At 69.9% G+C, this 19,972-nt stretch carries 15 protein-coding genes, 5 pseudogenes and 1 riboswitch; of the genes and pseudogenes, 12 read left to right on the forward strand and 8 right to left on the reverse strand.

Going from position 1 to position 19,972, the window contains the following annotated elements; genetic code table 11:
* Positions 1-24 precede the first annotated feature (24 nt).
* The 3 genes and pseudogenes from BTZ20_RS15325 (at position 25) to BTZ20_RS15335 (ending at position 2,443) form a co-directional block, all read left to right on the forward strand.
* Positions 25-494 (forward strand): annotated as a pseudogene (locus BTZ20_RS15325) (bifunctional adenosylcobinamide kinase/adenosylcobinamide-phosphate guanylyltransferase).
* A 55-nt stretch (positions 495-549) separates the two neighbouring features.
* Positions 550-1,670 (forward strand): annotated as a pseudogene (cobT, locus tag BTZ20_RS15330) (nicotinate-nucleotide--dimethylbenzimidazole phosphoribosyltransferase).
* Between the two features lie 2 nt (positions 1,671-1,672).
* Positions 1,673-2,443 (forward strand): adenosylcobinamide-GDP ribazoletransferase, encoded by a 771-nt coding sequence (locus tag BTZ20_RS15335; protein ID WP_077041964.1) that lies wholly within the window; start codon positions 1,673-1,675, stop codon positions 2,441-2,443.
* Between the two features lie 127 nt (positions 2,444-2,570).
* On the opposite strand, the gene BTZ20_RS15340 is transcribed toward BTZ20_RS15335, so the two are convergent.
* Positions 2,571-3,077 (reverse strand): cupin domain-containing protein, encoded by a 507-nt coding sequence (locus tag BTZ20_RS15340; protein ID WP_077041965.1) that lies wholly within the window; start codon positions 3,075-3,077, stop codon positions 2,571-2,573.
* Between the two features lie 144 nt (positions 3,078-3,221).
* Here BTZ20_RS15340 and BTZ20_RS15345 point away from each other — a divergent pair, with 144 nt between their 5' ends.
* Positions 3,222-3,785: a TetR/AcrR family transcriptional regulator gene (locus tag BTZ20_RS15345; protein WP_077043742.1), complete on the forward strand. Its 564-nt coding sequence runs from the start codon at positions 3,222-3,224 to the stop codon at positions 3,783-3,785.
* A 57-nt stretch (positions 3,786-3,842) separates the two neighbouring features.
* On the opposite strand, the gene BTZ20_RS15350 is transcribed toward BTZ20_RS15345, so the two are convergent.
* Together BTZ20_RS15350 and gcvT are read right to left on the reverse strand one after the other, a co-directional pair.
* Positions 3,843-4,946, reverse strand: coding sequence for a branched-chain amino acid aminotransferase (locus BTZ20_RS15350; protein ID WP_077041966.1), 1,104 nt, complete (start codon positions 4,944-4,946; stop codon positions 3,843-3,845).
* A gap of 32 nt (positions 4,947-4,978) precedes the next feature.
* Positions 4,979-6,079, reverse strand: a complete 1,101-nt coding sequence (gene gcvT, locus BTZ20_RS15355) for a glycine cleavage system aminomethyltransferase GcvT (RefSeq protein ID WP_077041967.1) — start codon at positions 6,077-6,079, stop codon at positions 4,979-4,981.
* An 83-nt stretch (positions 6,080-6,162) separates the two neighbouring features.
* Between gcvT and BTZ20_RS15360 the strand changes: the two genes are divergently transcribed.
* Positions 6,163-7,677, forward strand: a complete 1,515-nt coding sequence (locus BTZ20_RS15360) for a leucyl aminopeptidase (protein ID WP_077041968.1) — start codon at positions 6,163-6,165, stop codon at positions 7,675-7,677.
* Between the two features lie 62 nt (positions 7,678-7,739).
* Here BTZ20_RS15360 and BTZ20_RS15365 read toward each other — a convergent pair whose 3' ends face one another.
* Positions 7,740-8,078, reverse strand: coding sequence for an oxidoreductase (locus BTZ20_RS15365; RefSeq protein WP_077041969.1), 339 nt, complete (start codon positions 8,076-8,078; stop codon positions 7,740-7,742).
* 255 nt (positions 8,079-8,333) lie between these two features.
* Here BTZ20_RS15365 and sucB point away from each other — a divergent pair.
* The 5 genes and pseudogenes from sucB (at position 8,334) to BTZ20_RS15390 (ending at position 13,775) form a co-directional block, all read left to right on the forward strand.
* Positions 8,334-10,100, forward strand: a pseudogene (gene sucB, locus BTZ20_RS29850) (2-oxoglutarate dehydrogenase, E2 component, dihydrolipoamide succinyltransferase).
* Positions 10,101-10,189: 89 nt separating this feature from the next.
* A complete protein-coding gene (locus tag BTZ20_RS15375) occupies positions 10,190-11,080 on the forward strand; it encodes a TIGR01777 family oxidoreductase (RefSeq protein WP_077041970.1) in 891 nt (296 codons plus the stop codon).
* A gap of 58 nt (positions 11,081-11,138) precedes the next feature.
* Positions 11,139-11,902 (forward strand): annotated as a pseudogene (gene lipB / locus BTZ20_RS15380) (lipoyl(octanoyl) transferase LipB).
* A gap of 62 nt (positions 11,903-11,964) precedes the next feature.
* Entirely contained in the window at positions 11,965-12,978 is a 1,014-nt protein-coding gene (gene lipA / locus BTZ20_RS15385) for a lipoyl synthase (RefSeq protein WP_077041971.1), read from the forward strand.
* A 56-nt stretch (positions 12,979-13,034) separates the two neighbouring features.
* Positions 13,035-13,775 (forward strand): DUF4191 domain-containing protein, encoded by a 741-nt coding sequence (locus BTZ20_RS15390; protein WP_077041972.1) that lies wholly within the window; start codon positions 13,035-13,037, stop codon positions 13,773-13,775.
* Positions 13,776-13,846: 71 nt separating this feature from the next.
* Here the strand turns inward: BTZ20_RS15390 and BTZ20_RS15395 are convergent.
* A pseudogene (locus BTZ20_RS15395) lies at positions 13,847-14,321 on the reverse strand (RDD family protein).
* Between the two features lie 195 nt (positions 14,322-14,516).
* Between BTZ20_RS15395 and glnA the strand changes: the two are divergent.
* Positions 14,517-15,953: a type I glutamate--ammonia ligase gene (glnA, locus tag BTZ20_RS15400; protein ID WP_077041973.1), complete on the forward strand. Its 1,437-nt coding sequence runs from the start codon at positions 14,517-14,519 to the stop codon at positions 15,951-15,953.
* A 156-nt stretch (positions 15,954-16,109) separates the two neighbouring features.
* On the opposite strand, the gene BTZ20_RS15405 is transcribed toward glnA, so the two are convergent.
* The 3 genes from BTZ20_RS15405 to BTZ20_RS15415 all read right to left on the reverse strand — a co-directional run bounded on the left by BTZ20_RS15405 (position 16,110) and on the right by BTZ20_RS15415 (position 18,202).
* Positions 16,110-16,640: a C40 family peptidase gene (locus tag BTZ20_RS15405; RefSeq protein WP_083742692.1), complete on the reverse strand. Its 531-nt coding sequence runs from the start codon at positions 16,638-16,640 to the stop codon at positions 16,110-16,112.
* A gap of 102 nt (positions 16,641-16,742) precedes the next feature.
* A complete protein-coding gene (locus BTZ20_RS15410; protein WP_223263357.1) occupies positions 16,743-17,270 on the reverse strand; it encodes a hypothetical protein in 528 nt (175 codons plus the stop codon).
* Positions 17,271-17,440: 170 nt separating this feature from the next.
* The gene (locus BTZ20_RS15415; protein ID WP_083742693.1) at positions 17,441-18,202 is read right to left on the reverse strand and encodes an MgtC/SapB family protein; all 762 of its coding nucleotides are present in this window, start codon (positions 18,200-18,202) and stop codon (positions 17,441-17,443) included.
* A gap of 319 nt (positions 18,203-18,521) precedes the next feature.
* Positions 18,522-18,695, reverse strand: a riboswitch (M-box (ykoK) riboswitch).
* Positions 18,696-18,867: 172 nt separating this feature from the next.
* Between BTZ20_RS15415 and BTZ20_RS15420 the strand changes: the two genes are divergently transcribed.
* The gene (locus BTZ20_RS15420; protein WP_077043744.1) at positions 18,868-19,968 is read left to right on the forward strand and encodes a serine hydrolase domain-containing protein; all 1,101 of its coding nucleotides are present in this window, start codon (positions 18,868-18,870) and stop codon (positions 19,966-19,968) included.
* The last annotated feature ends 4 nt before the right edge of the window (positions 19,969-19,972 follow it).

A 19,972-nucleotide genomic window follows, 5' to 3' on the forward strand; every position in this document is an offset into this window, starting at 1 on the left:
AAGTCCGGCCACGCCGAGGCCCTGATGGACGGATCCGCGCCGACGGCCGTCCGCTACATCGCCACGGCCCGCCTCGACGCCGACGACGCCGACTGGGAGCAGCGGATCGAGGCGCACCGCAGCCGCCGACCGCGGGAGTGGACCACCGTCGAGAGCGCGACCGGCGCCGGGCTCGCCGAGCTGCTGCGCACCGACGCCGCCCCGACCATGGTCGACGATCTCGGCACCTGGCTGACCGCGGAGATGGACGCGGCGCAGGCCTGGGAACTCCCGCGAGGCACCCTCGCCCCCGCATCGACGACCTGGTCGACGCCGTCGCCGACCATCGCGGCAGACTCGTCCTGGTCAGCCCGGAGGTGGGCCTCGGCGTGATCCCCGAGACCCGGTCCGGTCGACTGTTCCGAGACGAGATCGGCTCCCTCAACGCGAGGATGGCCCAGGTCTGCGACGAGGTGCTGCTCGTTGTTGCCGGGCTGGCGACCAGACTCAAGTGACGCCTATTTCAAGTGACACGTTCAAGCGGTACCGCGCTGAAGTGAGAGGTCAACTGTGACAACCGAATCGGGCATCCCATCCGAGGCGGCCTTCGAGGCCGTCACGCCCCCGGACCCGGCCGTAGCGGCCGAGGCCGACGCCCGCCAGCAGCAGCTGACCAAGCCAGCGGGCTCGCTCGGCAGGCTCGAGGCGCTCGGCGGATGGGCGGCTGCCTGCCAGGGCCAGTGCCCGCCGCGGGTGTTCGCGCGCCCCCGCGTTGTCGTCTTCGCGGGCGACCACGGCGTGACCGCGCACGGCGTGTCCGCGTACCCCGCCGAGGTGACCGCGCAGATGGTGGCCAACTTCCAGGCGGGCGGCGCGGCCGTGAATGCGCTCGCCGCCACCAACGGGGCGGAGGTACGGGTGGTCGACATCGCCGTCGCGACCGACACCGACCCCACCGTCTCCACGCACAAGGTCCGGCGCTCGAGCGGCTCCATCGACCGCGAGGACGCGCTCAGCGAGGCGGAGACACTGCAGGCCATCGCCGCGGGGCGCGCCATCGCCGACGAGGAGATCGACAGCGGCGTCGATCTGCTCATCGCGGGCGACATGGGCATCGGCAACACCACCCCGCGACGGTGCTGATCGCCGCGCTGACCAACACCGAACCCGTCGCTGCGGTCGGGCGTGGCACCGGCGTCGACGACGCAGGCTGGAGCCGCAAGACCGCCGCCATCCGCGACGCGATGCGCCGGGTCCGGCCCGTCACCGCCGACCCGGTGGCGCTGCTGCGCGTGGGCGCGGGAGCGGACCTGGCGGCGATGGCCGGGTTCCTGGCCCAGGCCGCGCTGCGCCGGACCCCCGTCATCCTCGACGGCGTCGTTGTGACGGCCGCCGCCATGGTCGCGGAGGACCTGGCTCCCGGCGCCCGCGAGTGGTGGGTCGCCGGGCACCGCTCCACCGAGCCGGCGCACACGATCGCGCTCAAGCACCTGCGGCTCGACCCGATCCTCGAACTGGGCATGCGGCTCGGCGAGGGGTCCGGTGCGCTGGTGGCACTGCCCGTGCTGCAGTCCGCGGTCGCCACCCTGGCCGACATGGCGACTTTCGCCGATGCGGGTGTGAGCACCGAATCCGGTGAGCAGGCAACCGATTCCGAGGCCGACGACGAGACCGAGGCCGAGGCGCGCTGACGGTGACCAACGCGCTCGGCGGGATCCGGCTCGCACTGTCCTGGTTGACGGTGCTGCCCGCACGCCACGATCCCGATGCCCCGGTGATCGACAGGACCGCGGGCCGTCGGGCCATCGCCGCGACCCCGGTGGTCGGGATGCTGCTCGGCGCCGCCTGCGCCGGCCTGCTCTGGTTGCTGCTCGCGGCCTCGCTCGATCCGGCACTGGCCGGGCTGATCGCGGTGACGGCACTGGCGTTGCTCACCCGCGGCATGCACGTCGACGGGCTCGCGGACACCGTCGACGGGCTCGGCTGCTACGGCCCGCCCGCACGCGCCCTCGAGGTGATGCGCAGCGGGGGCATCGGCCCCTTCGGCGTGGTCGCCCTCATCGTCTGCATCGGCGCGCAGGCGCTCTCGTTCGGCTCGCTGGCCCAGTCCGGGCAGTGGATCGCGATCGGTGCCGCGGTCGCGGCGGGCCGGGTGGCGGTCGTGCTCGCCTGCAGGCGCGGTGTTCCCGCGGCGAGCCCGACCGGGTTCGGCGCGCTGGTCGCCGACAGCCAGGGCCGGTGGTCGTGCGCGCTGTGGTCGCTGGCGCTGACCGCGGCAGCCGTGTTCGCGGTGCCCGGCCGCTGGTGGCAGGGACCGGTTGTCGTGCTCGTGGCGCTGGCCGCGACCGGGCTGCTCACCCGGCACTGCGTCCGCCGGTTCGGCGGCGTCACCGGGGACGTGCTCGGCGCGGCGGTCGAGGTGACGGTCACCGTTGTCGCCGTCGGGTTCGTGCTCGGCGGCTGAGCACGAACCCCGCGACAAACGACGCCTACCCGGTGTAGGCGCCGTGGTCGTGATGCAGGTGCGCCTCGATCTCGTCGATTCCGTTGAGCCTGAGCGTGTCTTCGTCTCCGCTCCTGCGTCGTGGCCGCTATCCGGAATGGGAGCCGAAGCTCACGCCGTGAGTCCGCACGAGCTCCGCGGTGGCGACCAGGTCGAATTCGACACCGAACCGCTCGGTGAGGGCGGTCGTGTCGGGAAGACTGCCGTCGGCGGGCAACTCCGGAACCTGCTCGAACAGTCCCTCGAGGCCGCCGGGGGTGATGATCTCGAGGATTCGCGCCTCACGGTCGTCGGGGTTCCACACCGCGTGCCACTGCCCCCTCGGCTTGAAGATCATCGCGCCGACCTCGGCGTAGACCACCCGGTCGCCGAGCAGTGCCGCTACCCGCCCCGACTGCACCACCGTGTACTCGTCCTCCCTGGCATGCCGGTGCACCGGCGAGGTCAGCCGCCTCGACGGGATCCGATGCTCGACGAGGGCACAGCCGCCGTCGGTCTGATGCTCGCGCACCATGATTCGCGCCCCGGAGGCCGCGAGAGTGCCCGCCGGATCGTCGTCGGGTCCGAGCACCGTCGGTTCCATCGTCTCGCTCATGCCAACCAGCCCTTCTCGTTCGCGGCACCCGGTGCACCGCAGTGGGCCGAATCCTGTACCGATTGGTCTAGCCTGTCAACAGTTTGCCGCATATACCCATGTACAGAGCCGATTCATGGATGACCGACTGGTACAGTGATCGGCATGTCTACTCGTGATCAGCTCGTCGAAGCGGCAGCAGACCTGCTGCAGCGCCGCGGTTACACCGGGACCGGAATGGCCGAGGTGTTGTCGGCGAGCGGCACGACGAAGGGTTCGCTGTACTTCCACTTTCCCGGTGGAAAGGAAGAACTCGCGGGAGTCGCTCTGCGACACCGGGGTTCGACGATGGCGGGCTTCATCTCGCACCTGCTCGACAGCTCGCCCGACGCGGGGACCGCGGTGGCCGCCTTCGCCGCGGCGTTGGCGGCCCGGCTGGTGGAATCCGACTACGAGCGCGGCTGCGCGCTGGCCACCGCCACCCTGGACGCCGCGACCGAATCGCCCGTCATCAGGGCGTCATGCGCCGACGGGTACGAGTCCTGGCTGTCCCTGCTCGCGGTCCGCCTCGAGGCGGACGGCTGGGCGCCCGAGGAGGCCGCCGACGAGGCGGTACTGGCGCTCTCCGCGCTCGAGGGGGCGCTCGTCCTCGCCAGGGCGCAACAGGACCCGGCGCCACTGCACACCGCGGGTCGACTACTGGCGCGGCGCCTCACGCCCGGCCGCTGACCCAGTTCTCCGAACACATCGCGGACGGCGCGCCGCGCGCGCCGTCCGACCAAGGCCTCAGGCCAGCGTGGACATCCAGCCGTGGGTGTCGGCGAAGGTGCCGCGCTGGATCCCGGTGAGGGTGTCGCGCAGGGCCATCGTCACCTCGCCAGACTCCCCGTCGCCGATGGTGAACTCACCCGCGGCCGACTTCACCGTGCCGACCGGGGTGATCACCGCGGCCGTGCCACAGGCGAACACCTCGGTGATCTCGCCGGAGGCGGCCTTCTCGCGCCACTCGTCAGTGCTGATCTTGCGCTCCTCGACCGCGAACCCCGCATCGGCGGCCAGCGTCAGCAGCGAGTCGCGGGTGATGCCGGGGAGCAGCGCACCGGACAGCTCCGGGGTCACCAGTCGGGCGGACGAGCCGGACCCGAAGACGAAGAACAGGTTCATCCCGCCCATCTCCTCGACGTAGCAGCGCTCCTTCGCGTCGAGCCACACCACCTGGTCGCAGCCCTCGTCGGCCGCCTGCGCCTGCGCGACCAGCGAGGCCGCGTAGTTGCCTGCGAACTTGGCCGCTCCGGTGCCGCCGGGAGCCGCACGCACGTACTCGGTGGACAGCCACACGCTCACCGGCTTCACCCCGCGCGGGAAGTAGGCGCTGGCAGGCGAGGCGATCAGCAGGTACCGGTACTCGGTGGACGGCCGCACCCCGAGCCCGACCTCGGTCGAGATCATGAACGGGCGCATGTACAGCGAGTCCTCGCCGCCCGCGGCGGGCACCCAGTCCCGGTCCACCGCGAGCAGCTCCGTGATCGAGGCGAGGAACAGCTCGTCGGGCAGCTCGGGCATCGCGATGCGGCGGGCCGAGGCACGCAACCGGTCCGCGTTCGCGGTCACCCGGAACGAGGCGATGGACCCGTCCTGCTGGCGGTAGGCCTTGAGCCCCTCGAAGATCGCCTGGCCGTAGTGCAGCACCATGGCCGCCGGGTCCAGCTGGAGCGGGGCGTACGGCTGCACGGTCGGGCTGTGCCACCCGCGTCCCTCGGTGTAGTCGATCGTCACCATGTGATCGGTGAAGTACTTCCCGAACCCGGGAGCAGCCAGCACCCGATCGCGCTCCGCTGCGGTGGCGGGCGAGGGGTGCGGGATGCGCGTGAAGTCGAGAACACCAGTCATGGCGGGAATCCTATCGAACCGGGTGAGGACGGTTACTTGGTGTGGACGGGGACGAACGGCGGGTTGACGACCTCGCAGCGCAACGCTCTGCCGCGCACGTCGACCTCGATCTGATCCCCCGCCCCGACACCAGAATCCGAATCGATGAGCGCCAGCGCGATCCCGACCTTCAGGGTCGGCGAGAAGGTGCCCGAGGTGGTCTCCCCGATCGGGGCGCCGTCGCGCATGACGGTCTGGCCCTGACGCAGCACGCCACGGTCGAGCGCCTTGATGCCCCACATCTTGCGGGCCGGTCCGGCTTCCTTCTCGGCGACCAGAGCGGCGCGACCCCAGAACTCCGGCTTCTTCCACCCGATCGCCCAGCCGCAGCGCGCCTGCAGCGGCGAGATCTCCGTCGACAGCTCGTGACCGTGCAGCGGGTAGCCCGCCTCGGTGCGAAGGGTGTCGCGGGCACCAAGCCCGGCGACCTCGCCGCCGGCGGCACGGACCTCGGCGACGAGCGCGCGGAACACCTTCTCGCAGTCGTCCCACGCGGGTAGCAGCTCGTAGCCGTGCTCACCGGTGTACCCGGTGCGGCACACCCGGACGGTGACTCCCCCGAAGGTGGCGTCGGCGAAGGACATGTACTCCATGTCCGACGGAAGACCCAGCGCGGCAAGGATTTCCGCGGACTTCGGGCCCTGCACGGCGAGCACGCCGAACTCGCGGTGCTGGTCGGTGACCGTGATCCCGGCGGGCGCCTTGGCGGCCAGCTCGGCGACGACGGCCGCGGTGTTGGCCGCGTTCGGGACGAGGAAGACCTCGTCGTCGCTGACGTAGTAGACGATCAGGTCGTCGGTGACGCCGCCCGCCTCGGTGGCGCACAGGGTGTACTGCGCCTGGCCGGGCCCGATCTTGCCCAGATCGTTCGTCAGAGAGGCGTTCACGAACTCGGCCGCACCCGGTCCCGCGACCAGCGCCTTGCCCAGGTGGCTGACGTCGAAGACGCCGACGGTCTCGCGGACGGCGGTGTGCTCGGCCACCACACCCGCGTAGGAAACCGGCATCTCCCAGCCGCCGAACGGGGCGAAGGTGGCACCCAGTTCGGCGTGCACCGCGCGGAGGGGGCCCTGCAAGAGTTCAGCGTCGCTCATGGGCGAACACGCTAGCCGACCGGGGCATCGCCCCCGCACTAGAGTTGGCCCGCAGTTGTTCACCAACAGATCAGGAGATCGAAGTGAGTGCCGCCAAGACCCCCACCGCGCCCCTCGGCCCCGAGCTCGCGCTGGCCGGATCCGTCGCCGAGTCGGTGGAGGTCCTCGTCATCGGCCTCACCAAGGGCGCCGAGGGCCCGGAGGCCTCGGTGGGCGATGCGCTCGACGACGCGACCGCCGAGGCGGTGCTGGCCGGGCTGGTCGCGGTCGGGGCCACCGGCAAGGCGGAGGAACTGACCCGGATCCCGGCGCCCGCGGGCTCGGGCGTCGCCAGCATCCTCGCCGTTGGGCTCGGCGACCCCGACGACGTGGACGCCCAGCGGATCCGCGAGTGCGCGGGCGTCGCGGCCCGCGCACTGGCCGGGACCACCGTCGCGGCCACCACGCTGTCCGCCCTCGACCTCGGCGCGGCCGCGGAGGGCTTCTACCTGGGCGCCTACACCTTCACCCGGTTCAAGTCGGCCAAGTCGGCGCCGAAGGACAACGGCAAGCCGCTCGCCCGCGTGGAGCTGCTCGTCGAGGAGCCCGGCGACCAGGAGTCCGAGGGCACCCTCGCCCGGTCCGCCGCGATCGCCGAGGCCGTCGCCACCGCGCGTGAATTCGTGAACACCCCGCCGAGTCACCTCTTCCCGGAGGAGTTCGCCGCCCGCGCCGAGGCGCTCGGCACCGCGGCCGGGCTCGAGGTCGAGATCCTCGACGAGAAGGCGCTCGAGAAGGGCGGCTTCGGCGGCATCCTCGGCGTCGGCAAGGGCTCCTCGCGTCAGCCTCGACTGGTCCGGCTCACCCACAAGGGGTCCGGCGGCAAGTCCGTTGCCCTGGTCGGCAAGGGCATCACCTTCGACACCGGCGGCATCTCGATCAAGCCGGCCGCGGGCATGGAGAACATGACCTCCGACATGGGCGGCGCCGCGGCGGTCGTCGCGACGGTGGTGCTGGCCGCGAAGCTCGGCCTGAGGGTCGGCGTCGACGCCTGGGTGCCGATGGCCGAGAACATGCCGTCCAGCACCGCGCAGCGCCCCGGCGACGTGCTCACCCAGTACGGCGGCACCACGGTCGAGGTCATCAACACCGATGCCGAGGGACGGCTGATCCTGGCCGACGCGATCGTGCGGGCCTGCGAGGAGGAGCCCGACTACCTGATCGACACCGCCACCCTGACGGGGGCGCAGATGGTGGCGCTCGGCAACCGCACGCCCGGCGTGATGGGCACCGACGAGTTCCGTGACCGCGTCGCCCGCATCTCGCAGCAGATCGGCGAGAACGCCTGGGCGATGCCGCTGCCCGGCGAGCTGCGCGCCGACCTCAACTCGAAGGTCGCCGACCTGGCCAACGTCACCAACCACCGCTGGGGCGGCATGCTCGCCGCCGCGATCTACCTCAAGGAGTTCGTCGCCGAGGGCGTGCAGTGGGCGCACATCGACGTGGCCGGTCCGGCCTACAACACCGGCGGGCCGTTCGGCTTCACCGGCAAGGGCGGAACCGGGGTCCCGGTGCGAACCATGATCAGCGTCCTCGAGGACATCGACCAGCAGGGCTGATCGCCCCGTGAGTCCTTCCGGTCCCGCCGCGGGCCGGAAGGACTCACGGGCGGCGCAGCCGCCTAGGCCTCGCGGGCGCGGTTGCGCAGGATCTTCTGCCGCGCGTCGTAGTCGCGCATCCGCTGCGGATACCCGGTCTTGTGGACGTCGTACACGGGGATGTGCAGATCTTCGCCGAGGCGGCGGGCACCGTGCACCCCGCCGACCGGGCGTCGCGTCCATTCCCCGTCGTTCGCGACCAGCACGACCGTGACCGGCGTGACGGTGGTCTGCGGCTCGACATAGGCCTCGACCCCGGTGTGCGTGTGTACCCAGTTCGCCAGGTACTGGGCGTCGGGTCCGCGCGTGCCGTGTCGGTCGGAACCCGCCCGTCCCCTCGAGAGCCTGCTGAAAAGACCCACGTCCTACCTCCTCCCACCGTGGCGCGACCGCCCGTTCTGACCAGTTTCAAGTTTGCCAGTGCTTGCTGAGAACCGAATGTGGAACATGTGACCAGGCCCTCATAGGACGGGCGAATCCGATCAATGACAGGATGGGTCCGCGAGGTTCACGGTTCGCAACACGCCCCGTGGACCCAGTACGACACGCACAATGGATTTCGACCACAAGTCGGCAAAACTCAACAACCCGAACACAACTGTCGAGGAGTCAAAAGCATGGCCTTCTCCGTCCAGATGCCAGCTCTTGGTGAGAGCGTTACCGAGGGGACTGTCACGAGGTGGCTCAAGCAGGAAGGAGATACGGTCGAAGTCGACGAGCCCCTGCTCGAGGTCTCCACTGACAAGGTCGACACCGAGATCCCTTCCCCGGTGGCAGGCGTGCTGACCAAGATCGTCGCGCACGAGGATGAGACCGTCGAGATCGGCGGAGAGCTCGCCGTGATCGGCGCGGCCGGAGAAGCCGCCGCGCCCGCACCCGCAGCCGCCCCGGAGCCCGCCGCCGCACCCGCACCGGCCGCACCGCCTGCGCCCGCCGCAGAGGCGCCCGCCGCACCCGCGCCCGCCGCAGAGGCACCCGCCGCACCCGCACCCGCCGCGGCTGCGTCCGGAACCCCGATCAGCATGCCGGAACTCGGCGAGTCCGTGACCGAGGGCACCGTCACCCGCTGGCTCAAGGCTGTCGGCGATTCGGTTGCCGTCGACGAGCCTCTGCTCGAGGTCTCGACTGACAAGGTCGACACCGAGATCCCCTCGCCCGTCGCGGGCACGCTGCTCGAGATCAGCGCCCAGGAGGACGACACCGTCCCGGTCGGCGGCCAGCTCGCCGTCATCGGTTCGGGCGCCCCCGCCGCCGCGCCTGCCGCGCCCCCGGCCCCGCCGGCACCGGCCGCCGCGCCGCCGGCTCCCCGGTCGCACCCCCGGCACCCCCGGTCGCACCCCCGGCACCGGCCGCCGCACCGCCGGCACCCCCGGCTCCCCGGCACCGGCACCCGCTCCGGCAGCTCCGGCGGCGCCCGCTCCGGCGGCCGCACCCTCCGGTGACGGCAGCCCGTACGTGACCCCCTGGTCCGAAAGCTGGCCACGGACAACAACGTCGACCTGTCGACGGTCACCGGCACCGGCGTCGGTGGACGGATCCGCAAGCAGGACGTGCTGGCCGCAGCCGAGGCGAAGAAGGCCCCGGCCGCCGCCCCGGCAACCGCTGCCCCCGCCGCGGCCCCGGCCGCACCGGCCGCGGGTGTCCGGCCCGAGCTCGCGCACCTGCGCGGCACCACCCAGAAGGTCAACCGGATCCGCCAGATCACCGCGGTCAAGACTCGGGAATCGCTGCAGACCACCGCGCAGCTGACCCAGACCTTCGAGGTCGACGTCACCAAGATCGTCGCCCTGCGGGCCCAGGCCAAGGCCGGGTTCGCCGAGCGCGAGGGCGTGAACCTGACGTTCCTGCCGTTCTTCGCGAAGGCCGTCGTCGAGGCGCTCGGGGCACACCCGAACGTCAACGCCAGCTACAACGAGGACGCCAAGGAGATCACCTACCACGCGGCCGAGCACCTGGGCATCGCCGTGGACACCGAGCAGGGCCTGCTCTCGCCGGTGATCCACAACGCAGGCGACCTGTCGCTGGCCGGCCTGGCCCGCGCGATCGCGGACATCGCCAAGCGGGCCCGCTCCGGCGGCCTCAAGCCGGACGAGCTGGCCGGTGGCACCTTCACGGTCACCAACATCGGCAGCCAGGGCGCCCTGTTCGACACCCCGATCCTGGTGCCGCCGCAGGCCGCCATGCTCGGCACGGGCGCGATCGTCAAGCGCCCGATGGTGATCACCGACGAGAACGGCAACGAGTCCATCGGCGTCCGGTCGATGTGCTACCTGCCGCTCACCTACGATCACCGCCTGATCGACGGCGCCGACGCTGGTCGGTTCCTCACCACGATCAAGCAGCGACTCGAGGAAGCCTCGTTCGAGGCGGACCTGGGGCTCTAGCTCGACCAGTAGATCGGCAGCACAGACACGCCCGTCGGGGGCACCATCGAATCACCGATGGTGCCCCGACGGCGTCAGGAGGCAGCACGATGCGAGTGACAATCGCCGGCTCGTCCGGCTTGATCGGGTCATCCCTTGTGGCCTCGCTGCGGGCGGACGGCCACGAGATCCGGCGGTTGGTGCGGCGGCCTGCCGCGGGACCGGACGAGTTCCGGTGGGCACCCGAGCGCGGCGAGCTGGACGAACGCGCCCTCGCCGACGCGGACGCGGTGGTGAACCTGTGCGGCACCAACTTCGGCGACACCCGGTGGACCGGCGCGTTCAAGCAGACGCTGCGGGACAGCCGGATCACCTCCACCGACGTGATCGCGCGGGCGGTCGCCGATGCCGGGGTGCCGAGGCTGCTCAACGCCAGCGCGGTCGGCTACTACGGCGACACCGGCGAGCGGGTCGTCGACGAGACCGCGGCGCCGGGGAACGGCTTCCTGGCCGACCTGTGTCGGGACTGGGAGGCGGCGGCCGCGCCCGCCCGGGAGGCCGGGGTGCGCACCGTGCTGTTGCGGAGCGCGGCGGTGATCTCACCGCGGGGCGGGCTGCTGGGCCGCCTGCGTCCGCTGTTCCGGTTCGGGCTCGGCGGCCGACTCGGCACCGGGCGGCAGTACCTGTCCTGGATCTCCCTAGAGGACGAGCTCGACGCCATCGCGTTCGCGCTCCGCACCGAGACAATCAGCGGCCCGGTGAACCTCGCCGGGCCCTCACCCGCGACCAACGCGTCCTTCACCGCCGAGCTGGGCCGCGCCCTGCATCGCCCGACGCCGTGGGTGGTGCCCGGATTCGCGGTGCGCGCCCTCGTCGGCGAGATCGCGGACGAGGTCGCGCTGACCGGGCAGCGGGTCCTGCCCGCAGCGCTGGAGAGTGCCGGATTCACCTTCCACCACAACACGATCGGCGAGGCCATCGACGCCGCGCTGTCGGACTGACCGCCCTCGGCCCGGACCGCGCCGAGCCGGCCGGCGGGTCCGGCGTAACGTGTGCCCCATGGGCACCACTTCCTCGGTTCGGTTCAGCACGGATCCCCTCGAGGTGAGGAGCCTCGGCACGCTCGACTACCTGGCTGCATGGGAATTACAGCGCGAACTCGTCGCCGATCGGGCCGCCGACAGTGGGCGCGACACCCTGCTGTTGCTCGAGCACCCGTCCGTCTACACCGCCGGGCGTCGCACCGCCCCGGAGGACCGGCCCACCGACGGCATCCCGGTGATCGACGTGGACCGCGGCGGCAAGATCACCTGGCACGGGCCAGGACAGTTGGTCGGCTACCCGATCGTCAAGCTCGCCGTGCCGGTCGACGTCGTGAACTACGTCCGCCGGATCGAGGAGGCACTGATCTCCGTCTGCACCGACCTCGGCATCGGATGCGGACGCGTCGAGGGCCGCTCCGGAGTGTGGCTGCCCGCCTCGCTGACCGGCGGGTCCTGGCTGCCCGAGCGCAAGATCGCCGCGATCGGCGTGCGGATGCAGCGCGGCGTCGCCATGCACGGCTTCGCGATCAACTGCGACGCGGACCTCGGGCCTTCGACGAGATCATCCCGTGCGGCATCGCCGACGCAGGCGTCACCTCGCTCTCGCGCGAACTCGGGAGGACGGTCACCGTCGCCGAGATCACCCCGGCAGTCGTCGCCGCGGTCGCGGCCGCGCTCGACGGCGAACTCCAGGTCACCGAGCACGACATCGAGCGCATCACCTTCGACGAGGCGGCCGCGGCCGCGCCGACCCGCTTCACAACGCACCGGTTCGCCTGACGCCCATCGCCTGCCGTCTCCCGGTCGATCGGCGTCCTCGCGCCGGGCGTAGCATCGGAGCCGTGACTGTGGCCCCAGAAGGACGCAAGCTGCTCCGTATCGAGATCCGAAACGCGGAGACCCCCATCGAACGCAAACCCAACTGGATCAAGACCCGAGCGAAGATGGGCCCGGAGTACTCCGAGCTCAAGGGTCTGGTCAAGCGGGAGGGTCTGCACACGGTCTGCGAGGAAGCGGGCTGCCCCAACATCTACGAGTGCTGGGAGGACCGCGAGGCCACCTTCCTCATCGGCGGTGAACAGTGCACCCGCCGATGCGACTTCTGCCAGATCGACACCGGCAAGCCGGACGCGCTCGACCGCGACGAGCCGCGCCGCGTCGCCGAGTCGGTGCAGGCGATGGGTCTGCGCTACTCCACGATCACCGGCGTCGCCCGCGACGACCTCGAGGACGGCGGCTCCTGGCTGTACGCCGAGACGGTCCGTCAGATCCACGCCCTCAACCCCGGCACCGGCGTCGAGAACCTGATCCCCGATTTCAACGGCAAGCCGGATCTGCTGGCCGAGGTGTTCGAGTCGCGACCGGAGGTCCTCGCGCACAACGTCGAGACCGTGCCGCGGATCTTCAAGCGCATCCGCCCCGCGTTCCGGTACGAGCGCTCGCTCGGCGTCATCACCGCCGCACGCGACTTCGGACTGGTCACCAAGTCGAACCTGATCCTCGGCATGGGCGAGACACCCGAGGAGATCCGTCAGGCGCTGGTCGACCTGCACGAGGCCGGCTGCGACATCATCACCATCACCCAGTACCTGCGTCCCTCGCCGCGGCATCATCCCGTCGAGCGGTGGGTCAAGCCGGAGGAGTTCGTCGAGCACTCCCAGTTCGCCACCGAGCTCGGCTTCGCGGGCGTGATGGCCGGACCGCTGGTCCGCTCGTCCTACCGGGCCGGACGCCTCTACGCGCAGGCGATGGCGCACCACGGCCGCGAGCTGCCCGAGGGCCAGGCACATCTCGCCGACGGGGGCAGCGCCTCACAGGAAGCCAGCTCGCTGATGGAGCGGCTCGCCCGCGCCTGAGCCCGACCACCACTCGGGTGCGATCGGCCTCCGGCCAGGGACGTATCCTGTGACGTATGGCGAACGGCAAGGGCAAGCCCACCAAAGAGGCGAAGGCTGCGGCGAAAGCGGCCCGTAAGCAGGCATCGAAGGAGCGCAGGAGCCAGCTCTGGCAGGCGTTCCAGATGCAGCGCAAGGAAGACAAACTGCTGCTGCCGCTGATGATCGGTGCCGTCGTCGGGCTCGCCGTGGTGTTCTTCCTTGTCGGCCTCATCTTCGGAATCCAGTGGTTCCTGCTGCCGATCGGCATCCTGCTCGGCGTGCTCGCCGCGTTCATCATCTTCGGCAGGCGCGTGCAGAAGACCGTGTACGGCAAGGCCGAGGGCCAGGCAGGCGCAGGCGCATGGGCGCTGGACAACCTGCAGGGCGGCTGGCGGGTGTCCAACGCGATCGCGGGCACCACCCAGCTCGACGCCGTGCACCGGGTGATCGGCAGGCCGGGCGTCATCCTCGTCGCCGAGGGTTCGCCTCAGCGGGTGAAGTCCCTTCTCGCGCAGGAGAAGAAGAAGACCGCGCGGCTCGTCGGCGACACCCCGATCTACGACATCATCATCGGCAACGACGAGGGCCAGGTGCCGCTGTCGCAGCTGCAGAAGTACCTCGCGAAGCTGCCGAAGAACATCGACACCAAGCGGATGGACTCGATCGAGGCGCGACTGGCGGCGCTCGGCGCGCGCGGCGGCCCGGCCATGCCGAAGGGCCCGCTGCCCGGCGGCGCCAAGATGAAGGGCGTCCAGCGCACGATGCGCAGGCGCTGACCTCCCCTCACAACCGAAGTGCCCTCGACGTGAATCACGTCGAGGGCACTTCGCGTTCGGGTGCGGGGCGACTAGCGCGAGCGGACCAGCGCGGTGCCGGTGGCACGGTCGTGCATGCCGCGGCCGTCGAGATCGGTGATCAGCGCGGGGATGACGAACACCAGCAGCACCTGGCGGGCCAGTGCGCGCACGATGCCGACGGGCACCGGCGCGTCGACCCGGGCCACCTGCAGTCCGACGCAGTACTGGCCGGGGTGAAGGAGAACAGAGTCACCGTGAGCACGCCGACGACGAACCAGACCATCAGGATGATGGTGCCCAGCCTGCCGTCGAGCGCGTCCCCGCCGAGGATCAACAGCGCGACGCCTCCGCCCATCAGCCAGTCGATCATGAAGGCCGCGAGACGTCGGCCGGTGCCGACCAACGAGCCGCGGCCCGACTCCGGCAATCCGAGCCGCTCGCCCTTGTAGAGGTTCTCGGTGCCGTCCTCCCCTTGGGAAGGGCCGCCGAGGGGCCGGAGAGCCAGGATCCAGTGCTTCGCGCCATGCTTCCCAGGATAGGCCCAGCGTGGCGGGTCGATCACGATGGCCCGGGGAGGGTGTGAGATACACCGTTTTCCGAGACGTGTAACACTGGCGAAACACAACCTTGATTGCTGGGCAACACCAGGTCCATACCGTCTGTCTCGACGCAAGCCGCCGGAATGCACAATCGGCAGGCACCAACTGAAGGAGCACACGCGTGGCGTTCACCACGGCCGAAGAGGTCATCAACTACATAGCCGACGAAAAGATCGAGTACGTCGACATCCGGTTCAGCGACCTGCCGGGCGTTCAGCAGCACTTCTCGATCCCCGCGTCCGCATTCAACAAGGACGTCTTCGAGGACGGACTCGCGTTCGACGGTTCGTCCGTCCGCGGCTTCCAGTCGATCCACGAGTCGGACATGATGCTCCTGCCCGACGTCAGCACCGCCCAGATCGACCCGTTCCGCGCCGCCAAGACGCTGAACATCAACTTCTTCGTGCACGACCCGTTCACCCGTGAGTCCTACAGCCGCGACCCGCGCAACGTCGCGCGCAAGGCCGAGGAGTACTTGGTCAGCACCGGCATCGCGGACACCGCGTTCTTCGGCGCCGAGGCCGAGTTCTACATCTTCGACTCGGTTCGCTACGACTCCGGCATGAACGGCGCCTTCTACGAGGTCGACTCCGTCTCGGGTTCCTGGAACACCGGCAACGAGGTCAACGCCGACGGCAGCCCGAACCTCGGCTACAAGGTCCGCGCGAAGGGTGGCTACTTCCCCGTCGCGCCGTACGACCACTACGTCGACCTGCGCGACGAGATCTCCACCAACCTGCAGAACGCGGGCTTCGAGCTCGAGCGCGGCCACCACGAGGTGGGTACCGGCGGCCAGCAGGAGATCAACTACAAGTTCAACACGCTGCTCGCGGCCGCGGATGACCTGCAGCTGTTCAAGTACATCGTGAAGAACACCGCCTGGCAGCACGGCAAGTCGGCCACATTCATGCCGAAGCCGCTCTTCGGCGACAACGGCTCGGGCATGCACGTGCACCAGTCGCTGTGGAAGGACGGCAAGCCGCTGTTCCACGACGAGTCCGGCTACGCGGGCCTGTCCGACATGGCGCGCCACTACATCGGCGGCATCCTGCACCACGCCCCGTCGCTGCTGGCCTTCACCAACCCCACCATCAACTCGTACCACCGTCTGGTGCCGGGCTACGAAGCCCCCATCAACCTGGTGTACAGCCAGCGCAACCGCTCCGCGGCCGTGCGTATCCCGATCACCGGCAACAACCCGAAGGCCAAGCGCCTCGAGTTCCGTGCGCCGGACTCCTCGGGTAACCCGTACCTGAACTTCGCCGCGCAGATGATGGCCGGCCTGGACGGCATCAAGAACAAGATCGAGCCGATGGCGCCGGTCGACAAGGACCTCTACGAGCTCCCGCCGGAGGAGGCCCGCAACATCCCGCAGGCCCCCACCAGCCTGGCGACGGTCATCGACCGCCTCGAGGCCGATCACGAGTACCTCACCGAGGGTGGCGTGTTCACGACCGACCTGATCGAGACCTGGATCTCGATCAAGCGCGAGCAGGAGATCGCCCCGGTCAACCTGCGGCCGCACCCGTACGAGTTCCAGCTGTACTACGACGTGTAAGTCGGCTCCGCCGACGCGACGTGTAAGTCGGCTCCGCCGACGCGACGTGTAAGTCGGCTCCGCCGACGCGACGTCTGAGTCGTTCGAACTGCTGAACAACTGAACACACAACGACGCCCCGACCAGTTCTGGTCGGGGCGTCGTTGTCCTGAGGGGTCAGTACCGCCGGGCGGCGGTGAAGGGCATCGAGTCGAGCGGTGCCCGCTTGACCGACTGGCCTGGGGTCGGCGCGTGCACGACCATGCCGCCGCCTGCGTACAGGCCGACGTGCTCGGTGCCGTAGAACAGCACGACGTCGCCCGGCTGCAGGTCACCCTTGCCGACCGGCGTTCCGCCGTTGATCTGGTCATAGGTGGTCCGCGGCACGGACACGCCCGCCTGCCGGTACGCCCACTGGACCAGACCCGAGCAGTCGAAGGTGTCGGGGCCGGTCGCGCCCCACACGTAGGGCGCGCCGATCTTGGTCTGCGCGGCGTCGAGTGCGCGCTGTCCGTGCGTGACCACGGCGTCCGGGGTGATCGCGCCCATCGGCGGCAGGCCGGGGATCTCGAAGTTTCCCACCCCCGGGATGCTCAGCGGCTGCGCCATCGCCGGGGCGACGGGGATCATCACCGCGCCCGCGGTGATCGCCCCCAGCAACAGACCACGGGCGATTCGGTTGTTCTTCTGCAGGCGGTGCTTGCTCATGCGAGAGGTCCTCCGGGTGTTCCGCTGACCGATACCTCGTGTGGCTCGATCTACTGGCGGAACCCAGAGTCCCTTCGTTATCTAATCGAGACATCGGGAGAACTACCCGCATGGGTACCCGTTTAGTGATGTTTGGGTACCTGGCGTGATGTGTCGGTTACCCGGCCGGAATCCGTACCGACTCCCCGGTCTGGTACGCGCCGAAGCGCTCGCACCGGGTCCCGGTGCGAGCGCGACACCCGCGCTAGGGGTGTTGACGTAGTCCTCGATCGCCTTCTGCGCCTTGGGGTTTCCATTGGCGATGCCGATGAGCGCGCCGGTGACGGCACCGGTCGGCAGCCCGATCATGCAGCCGGCGAGACTGCCTGGGAACATCGAGAGGCATCCAACACCGAGCCCGATGGCCGCGCCGATCGCCGTTCCGGCCGCGCCGCCATTGGCCCAGCCGAGATTGAGCTCGTTGAGCATGTTCTCCAGCGCCGCCTGTTTCTGGTTCTGGTCGACCAGGTGCACCCCCGGGACAACAGGTCGCGGCGGGCCCTCGTCAGGGGCGATCGGGCCGGCCTGCGCGGTTCCCGCTCCGGCAATCACCGCCGCGGCGAACAGGGCCGATACTGACGTTCGGGTCATCAGTTTCATGTCGATCCTCACCTTGCAGACGAAGGACGAGCCAGGACTGACTGTAACTTCCGGTCGCGGCGGGGGTGAGCGAAACGCCGCAATTCCCCGGCCCCAACAGGCGCCGATACATGGACAATCGTCCGAGTTCCAGCGGCGTTTCGCCGAGTGTGCACCTACCGTCACGTCGGCCGAGGGCGGGCGACGGCAGCTGCACACTCGGCGGCGGGCCGAGCGCAGCGAGAGTCGGTCTCCACCGACCAGCGCACGTGCGTCACCAGCGGCTCCATGCTGAGCCGGCTGACCGCGCTCTCGAGCAACCGGTCGTCCCGTTCGTCGGCCGTCAGCTCCGCCATCACCGTCACCTCGCCGGTCTCGGGCAGATCGAACGAGCGCACGGATCGCAGCCGGAACTCCGGGCGCGAGACCGCCTGCACGGCGAGCCCGCGCACGTGGGCCTCGGCGTCGTCGCGGCACGTGACCTCGAAGACGTATTCCGCCGCAGGCAACTCACGCCCCTTGGTGGCCGGTTGGTGATCCATCAACCGCCCGAGCGGGCGCAACAGCGTGTTCGCCGTCATGATCGCCACGGTGCCGATCACCGCGGCCCAGTACATCCCGCCGCCCGCCAGCGCACCGATCGCAGCCGTCGCCCACAGCGTTGCCGCCGTGTTAAGCCCGGTGATCGAGGCGCCCTGCTTCATGATCACCCCCGCCCCGAGGAAGCCGATGCCCGAAACGATCTGTGCGGCAACGCGGGTCGGGTCCGCCCCCGGACCGTCGAAGCTGTAGGCCCCCAGGATCACGAAGAGTGTCGCCCCCAGACTGACCAATGCGTTGGTCCGGAGCCCGGCCAGCCTGGACCGCCACTGTCGCTCGATCCCGACCGCAGCGCCCAGCGTGAGGCCGAGCACGACGCGCAGGATGATCACCGTCGTATCCATCACAAACTCCTAGTTCCACGTGCCGAATCGGCGGCCGACCGCAGGTGGCGCGCAGCACGGGTTTGCTCCGCGACATCGCATGCCGCGGGCTCAAACGCGACGCCGAGGTCGCGAGGGGAATGACCGAAGTGGGCGGGGCTAGTCGCCCGAGCGACCACCGTCGGCCGAATCATGTTGCGTCAGAACTCCACTGGGCGGGTCGTCCACGGTGGTCACCTCCTCGTGCGTCTAGCTGATGCGAACGGTTGGACACCGTCGCGGGTGGAACCTGCGAGCACACGAGGCCGAATCCACCTCCAGCGATATGGATTCCGTCGACATGACACCTCCACGTAAGGGCTTTGACACTGCACGACGTATCCCGGATCACTCCGAGAAGCCACTTCGGATCACCCCTTAATCCGGGGAGATCTGTCCTAACCTTGGGCGTCTCTCGACGTCGTCAGATCAGTGGCCTGTGTTCGTGCAGGAGCCTCGCCTAACGAGGTGCTGCGTTTTCCACCGTAGGCGCGATGCATGGGCGGGGCAACCCGCCCGCAACGCCGCGCGCCGACGACGCCGACCGCCGATCCGGTCACCGCGGCCACTCCCCCGACCGAATATCAGGGCACAGATCAGGGGCAACCCCGATGACACCGATCGGCCCCGTCCGTACGGTCATCGACATGCGACACCAGAAGCCGGTGCTGACAACCGCCATCGCCGCGATCGCCCTACTGCTCAGCGGCTGTGTGGATTTCGAGCGCACCCGCACCCTGCAGAACGACCTCGACGGCTTGACGAGCGCGGGGGTCGTCGGCGCCGTGACGACCGTGAGCGCCAACCGCACCACCACGGTCCTGACGAGCGGTCTCGGCGACCGCGCGACCGGCGCCGAGATCGCCGACAACAGTCGAGTCCGAGTGGGCAGCATCACCAAGACCTTCACGTCCGCGATCATCATGCAACTCGTCGCAGAGGGAAAGATCGATCTGGACCGTGCCATCGAGGGCTACCTGCCCGGCGTGATCGCAGGCCCGGGCGGGGACGGCACGGCGATCACGGTCCGGCAGCTCATGCAGCATCGCAGCGGGCTGCCCGAGTTCGCGGGCGAGCCGGGGGCGGACGAACTGGTCGCCGCGAACGAGAACCGCACGATCACCCCGGCCCAGGCGGTGGCGATCGCGATGGCCAAACCGGCACAGTTCCCGCCGGGATCCCGATTCCTCTACACCAACACCAACTACATCGTTCTGGGCATGCTGATCGAGGCGGTGACCCGGCACAGTTACACCGACGAGCTCACCACCCGCATCCTCGGCCCGCAGGGCCTCGAGGACACCTACCTACCCGGCCCCGGCGAGCGCGCGATCCGGGGCCCGCACCCCTCCGGATACCAGGACGTCGACGGCGTCGTCACCGACGTCTCGATGATCGAACCCTCGGTCCCGTGGTCGGCGGGTGCCCTGGTCTCCACCGGCCGCGACCTCAACAAGTTCTGGCTCGCCCTGCTCGACGGGAAGGTTGTTCCCCGTGCGCAACTGGACGAGATGACGAAGGCGCTGCCTGCCGCTTCCGAGGCCGAGGGCATGGGTTACGGCCTGGGCGTCGGATCCACCGACCTGCCGTGCGGGGTCAGGTACGTCGGCCACACCGGCGGGATCCCCGGCTACTACACCCTGTCCGGCGCGAGCACCGAGGGCAGGGCGGTGACCATCACCCTCACCCAGATCCCGACCCAGCAGACCGACAGCGAGGCGCTGCTCTCGCACGCGCTCTGCCCGTGAGTCC

The organism is Rhodococcus sp. MTM3W5.2 (assembly GCF_001984015.1).
Taxonomy (GTDB): Bacteria; Actinomycetota; Actinomycetes; order Mycobacteriales; family Mycobacteriaceae; genus Rhodococcus_G; species Rhodococcus_G oryzae.

Coding starts and splice junctions, on each gene's coding strand:
- BTZ20_RS15340 (WP_077041965.1), bottom strand. CDS start 3,077: ATGAGCGAGACGATGGAACCGACGGTGCTCGGACCCGACGACGATCCG.
- BTZ20_RS15345 (WP_077043742.1), top strand. CDS start 3,222: ATGTCTACTCGTGATCAGCTCGTCGAAGCGGCAGCAGACCTGCTGCAG.
- BTZ20_RS15350 (WP_077041966.1), bottom strand. CDS start 4,946: ATGACTGGTGTTCTCGACTTCACGCGCATCCCGCACCCCTCGCCCGCC.
- gcvT (WP_077041967.1), bottom strand. CDS start 6,079: ATGAGCGACGCTGAACTCTTGCAGGGCCCCCTCCGCGCGGTGCACGCC.
- BTZ20_RS15375 (WP_077041970.1), top strand. CDS start 10,190: ATGCGAGTGACAATCGCCGGCTCGTCCGGCTTGATCGGGTCATCCCTT.
- BTZ20_RS15390 (WP_077041972.1), top strand. CDS start 13,035: ATGGCGAACGGCAAGGGCAAGCCCACCAAAGAGGCGAAGGCTGCGGCG.
- BTZ20_RS15405 (WP_083742692.1), bottom strand. CDS start 16,640: ATGAGCAAGCACCGCCTGCAGAAGAACAACCGAATCGCCCGTGGTCTG.
- BTZ20_RS15410 (WP_223263357.1), bottom strand. CDS start 17,270: ATGACCCGAACGTCAGTATCGGCCCTGTTCGCCGCGGCGGTGATTGCC.
- BTZ20_RS15415 (WP_083742693.1), bottom strand. CDS start 18,202: ATGGATACGACGGTGATCATCCTGCGCGTCGTGCTCGGCCTCACGCTG.
- BTZ20_RS15420 (WP_077043744.1), top strand. CDS start 18,868: ATGCGACACCAGAAGCCGGTGCTGACAACCGCCATCGCCGCGATCGCC.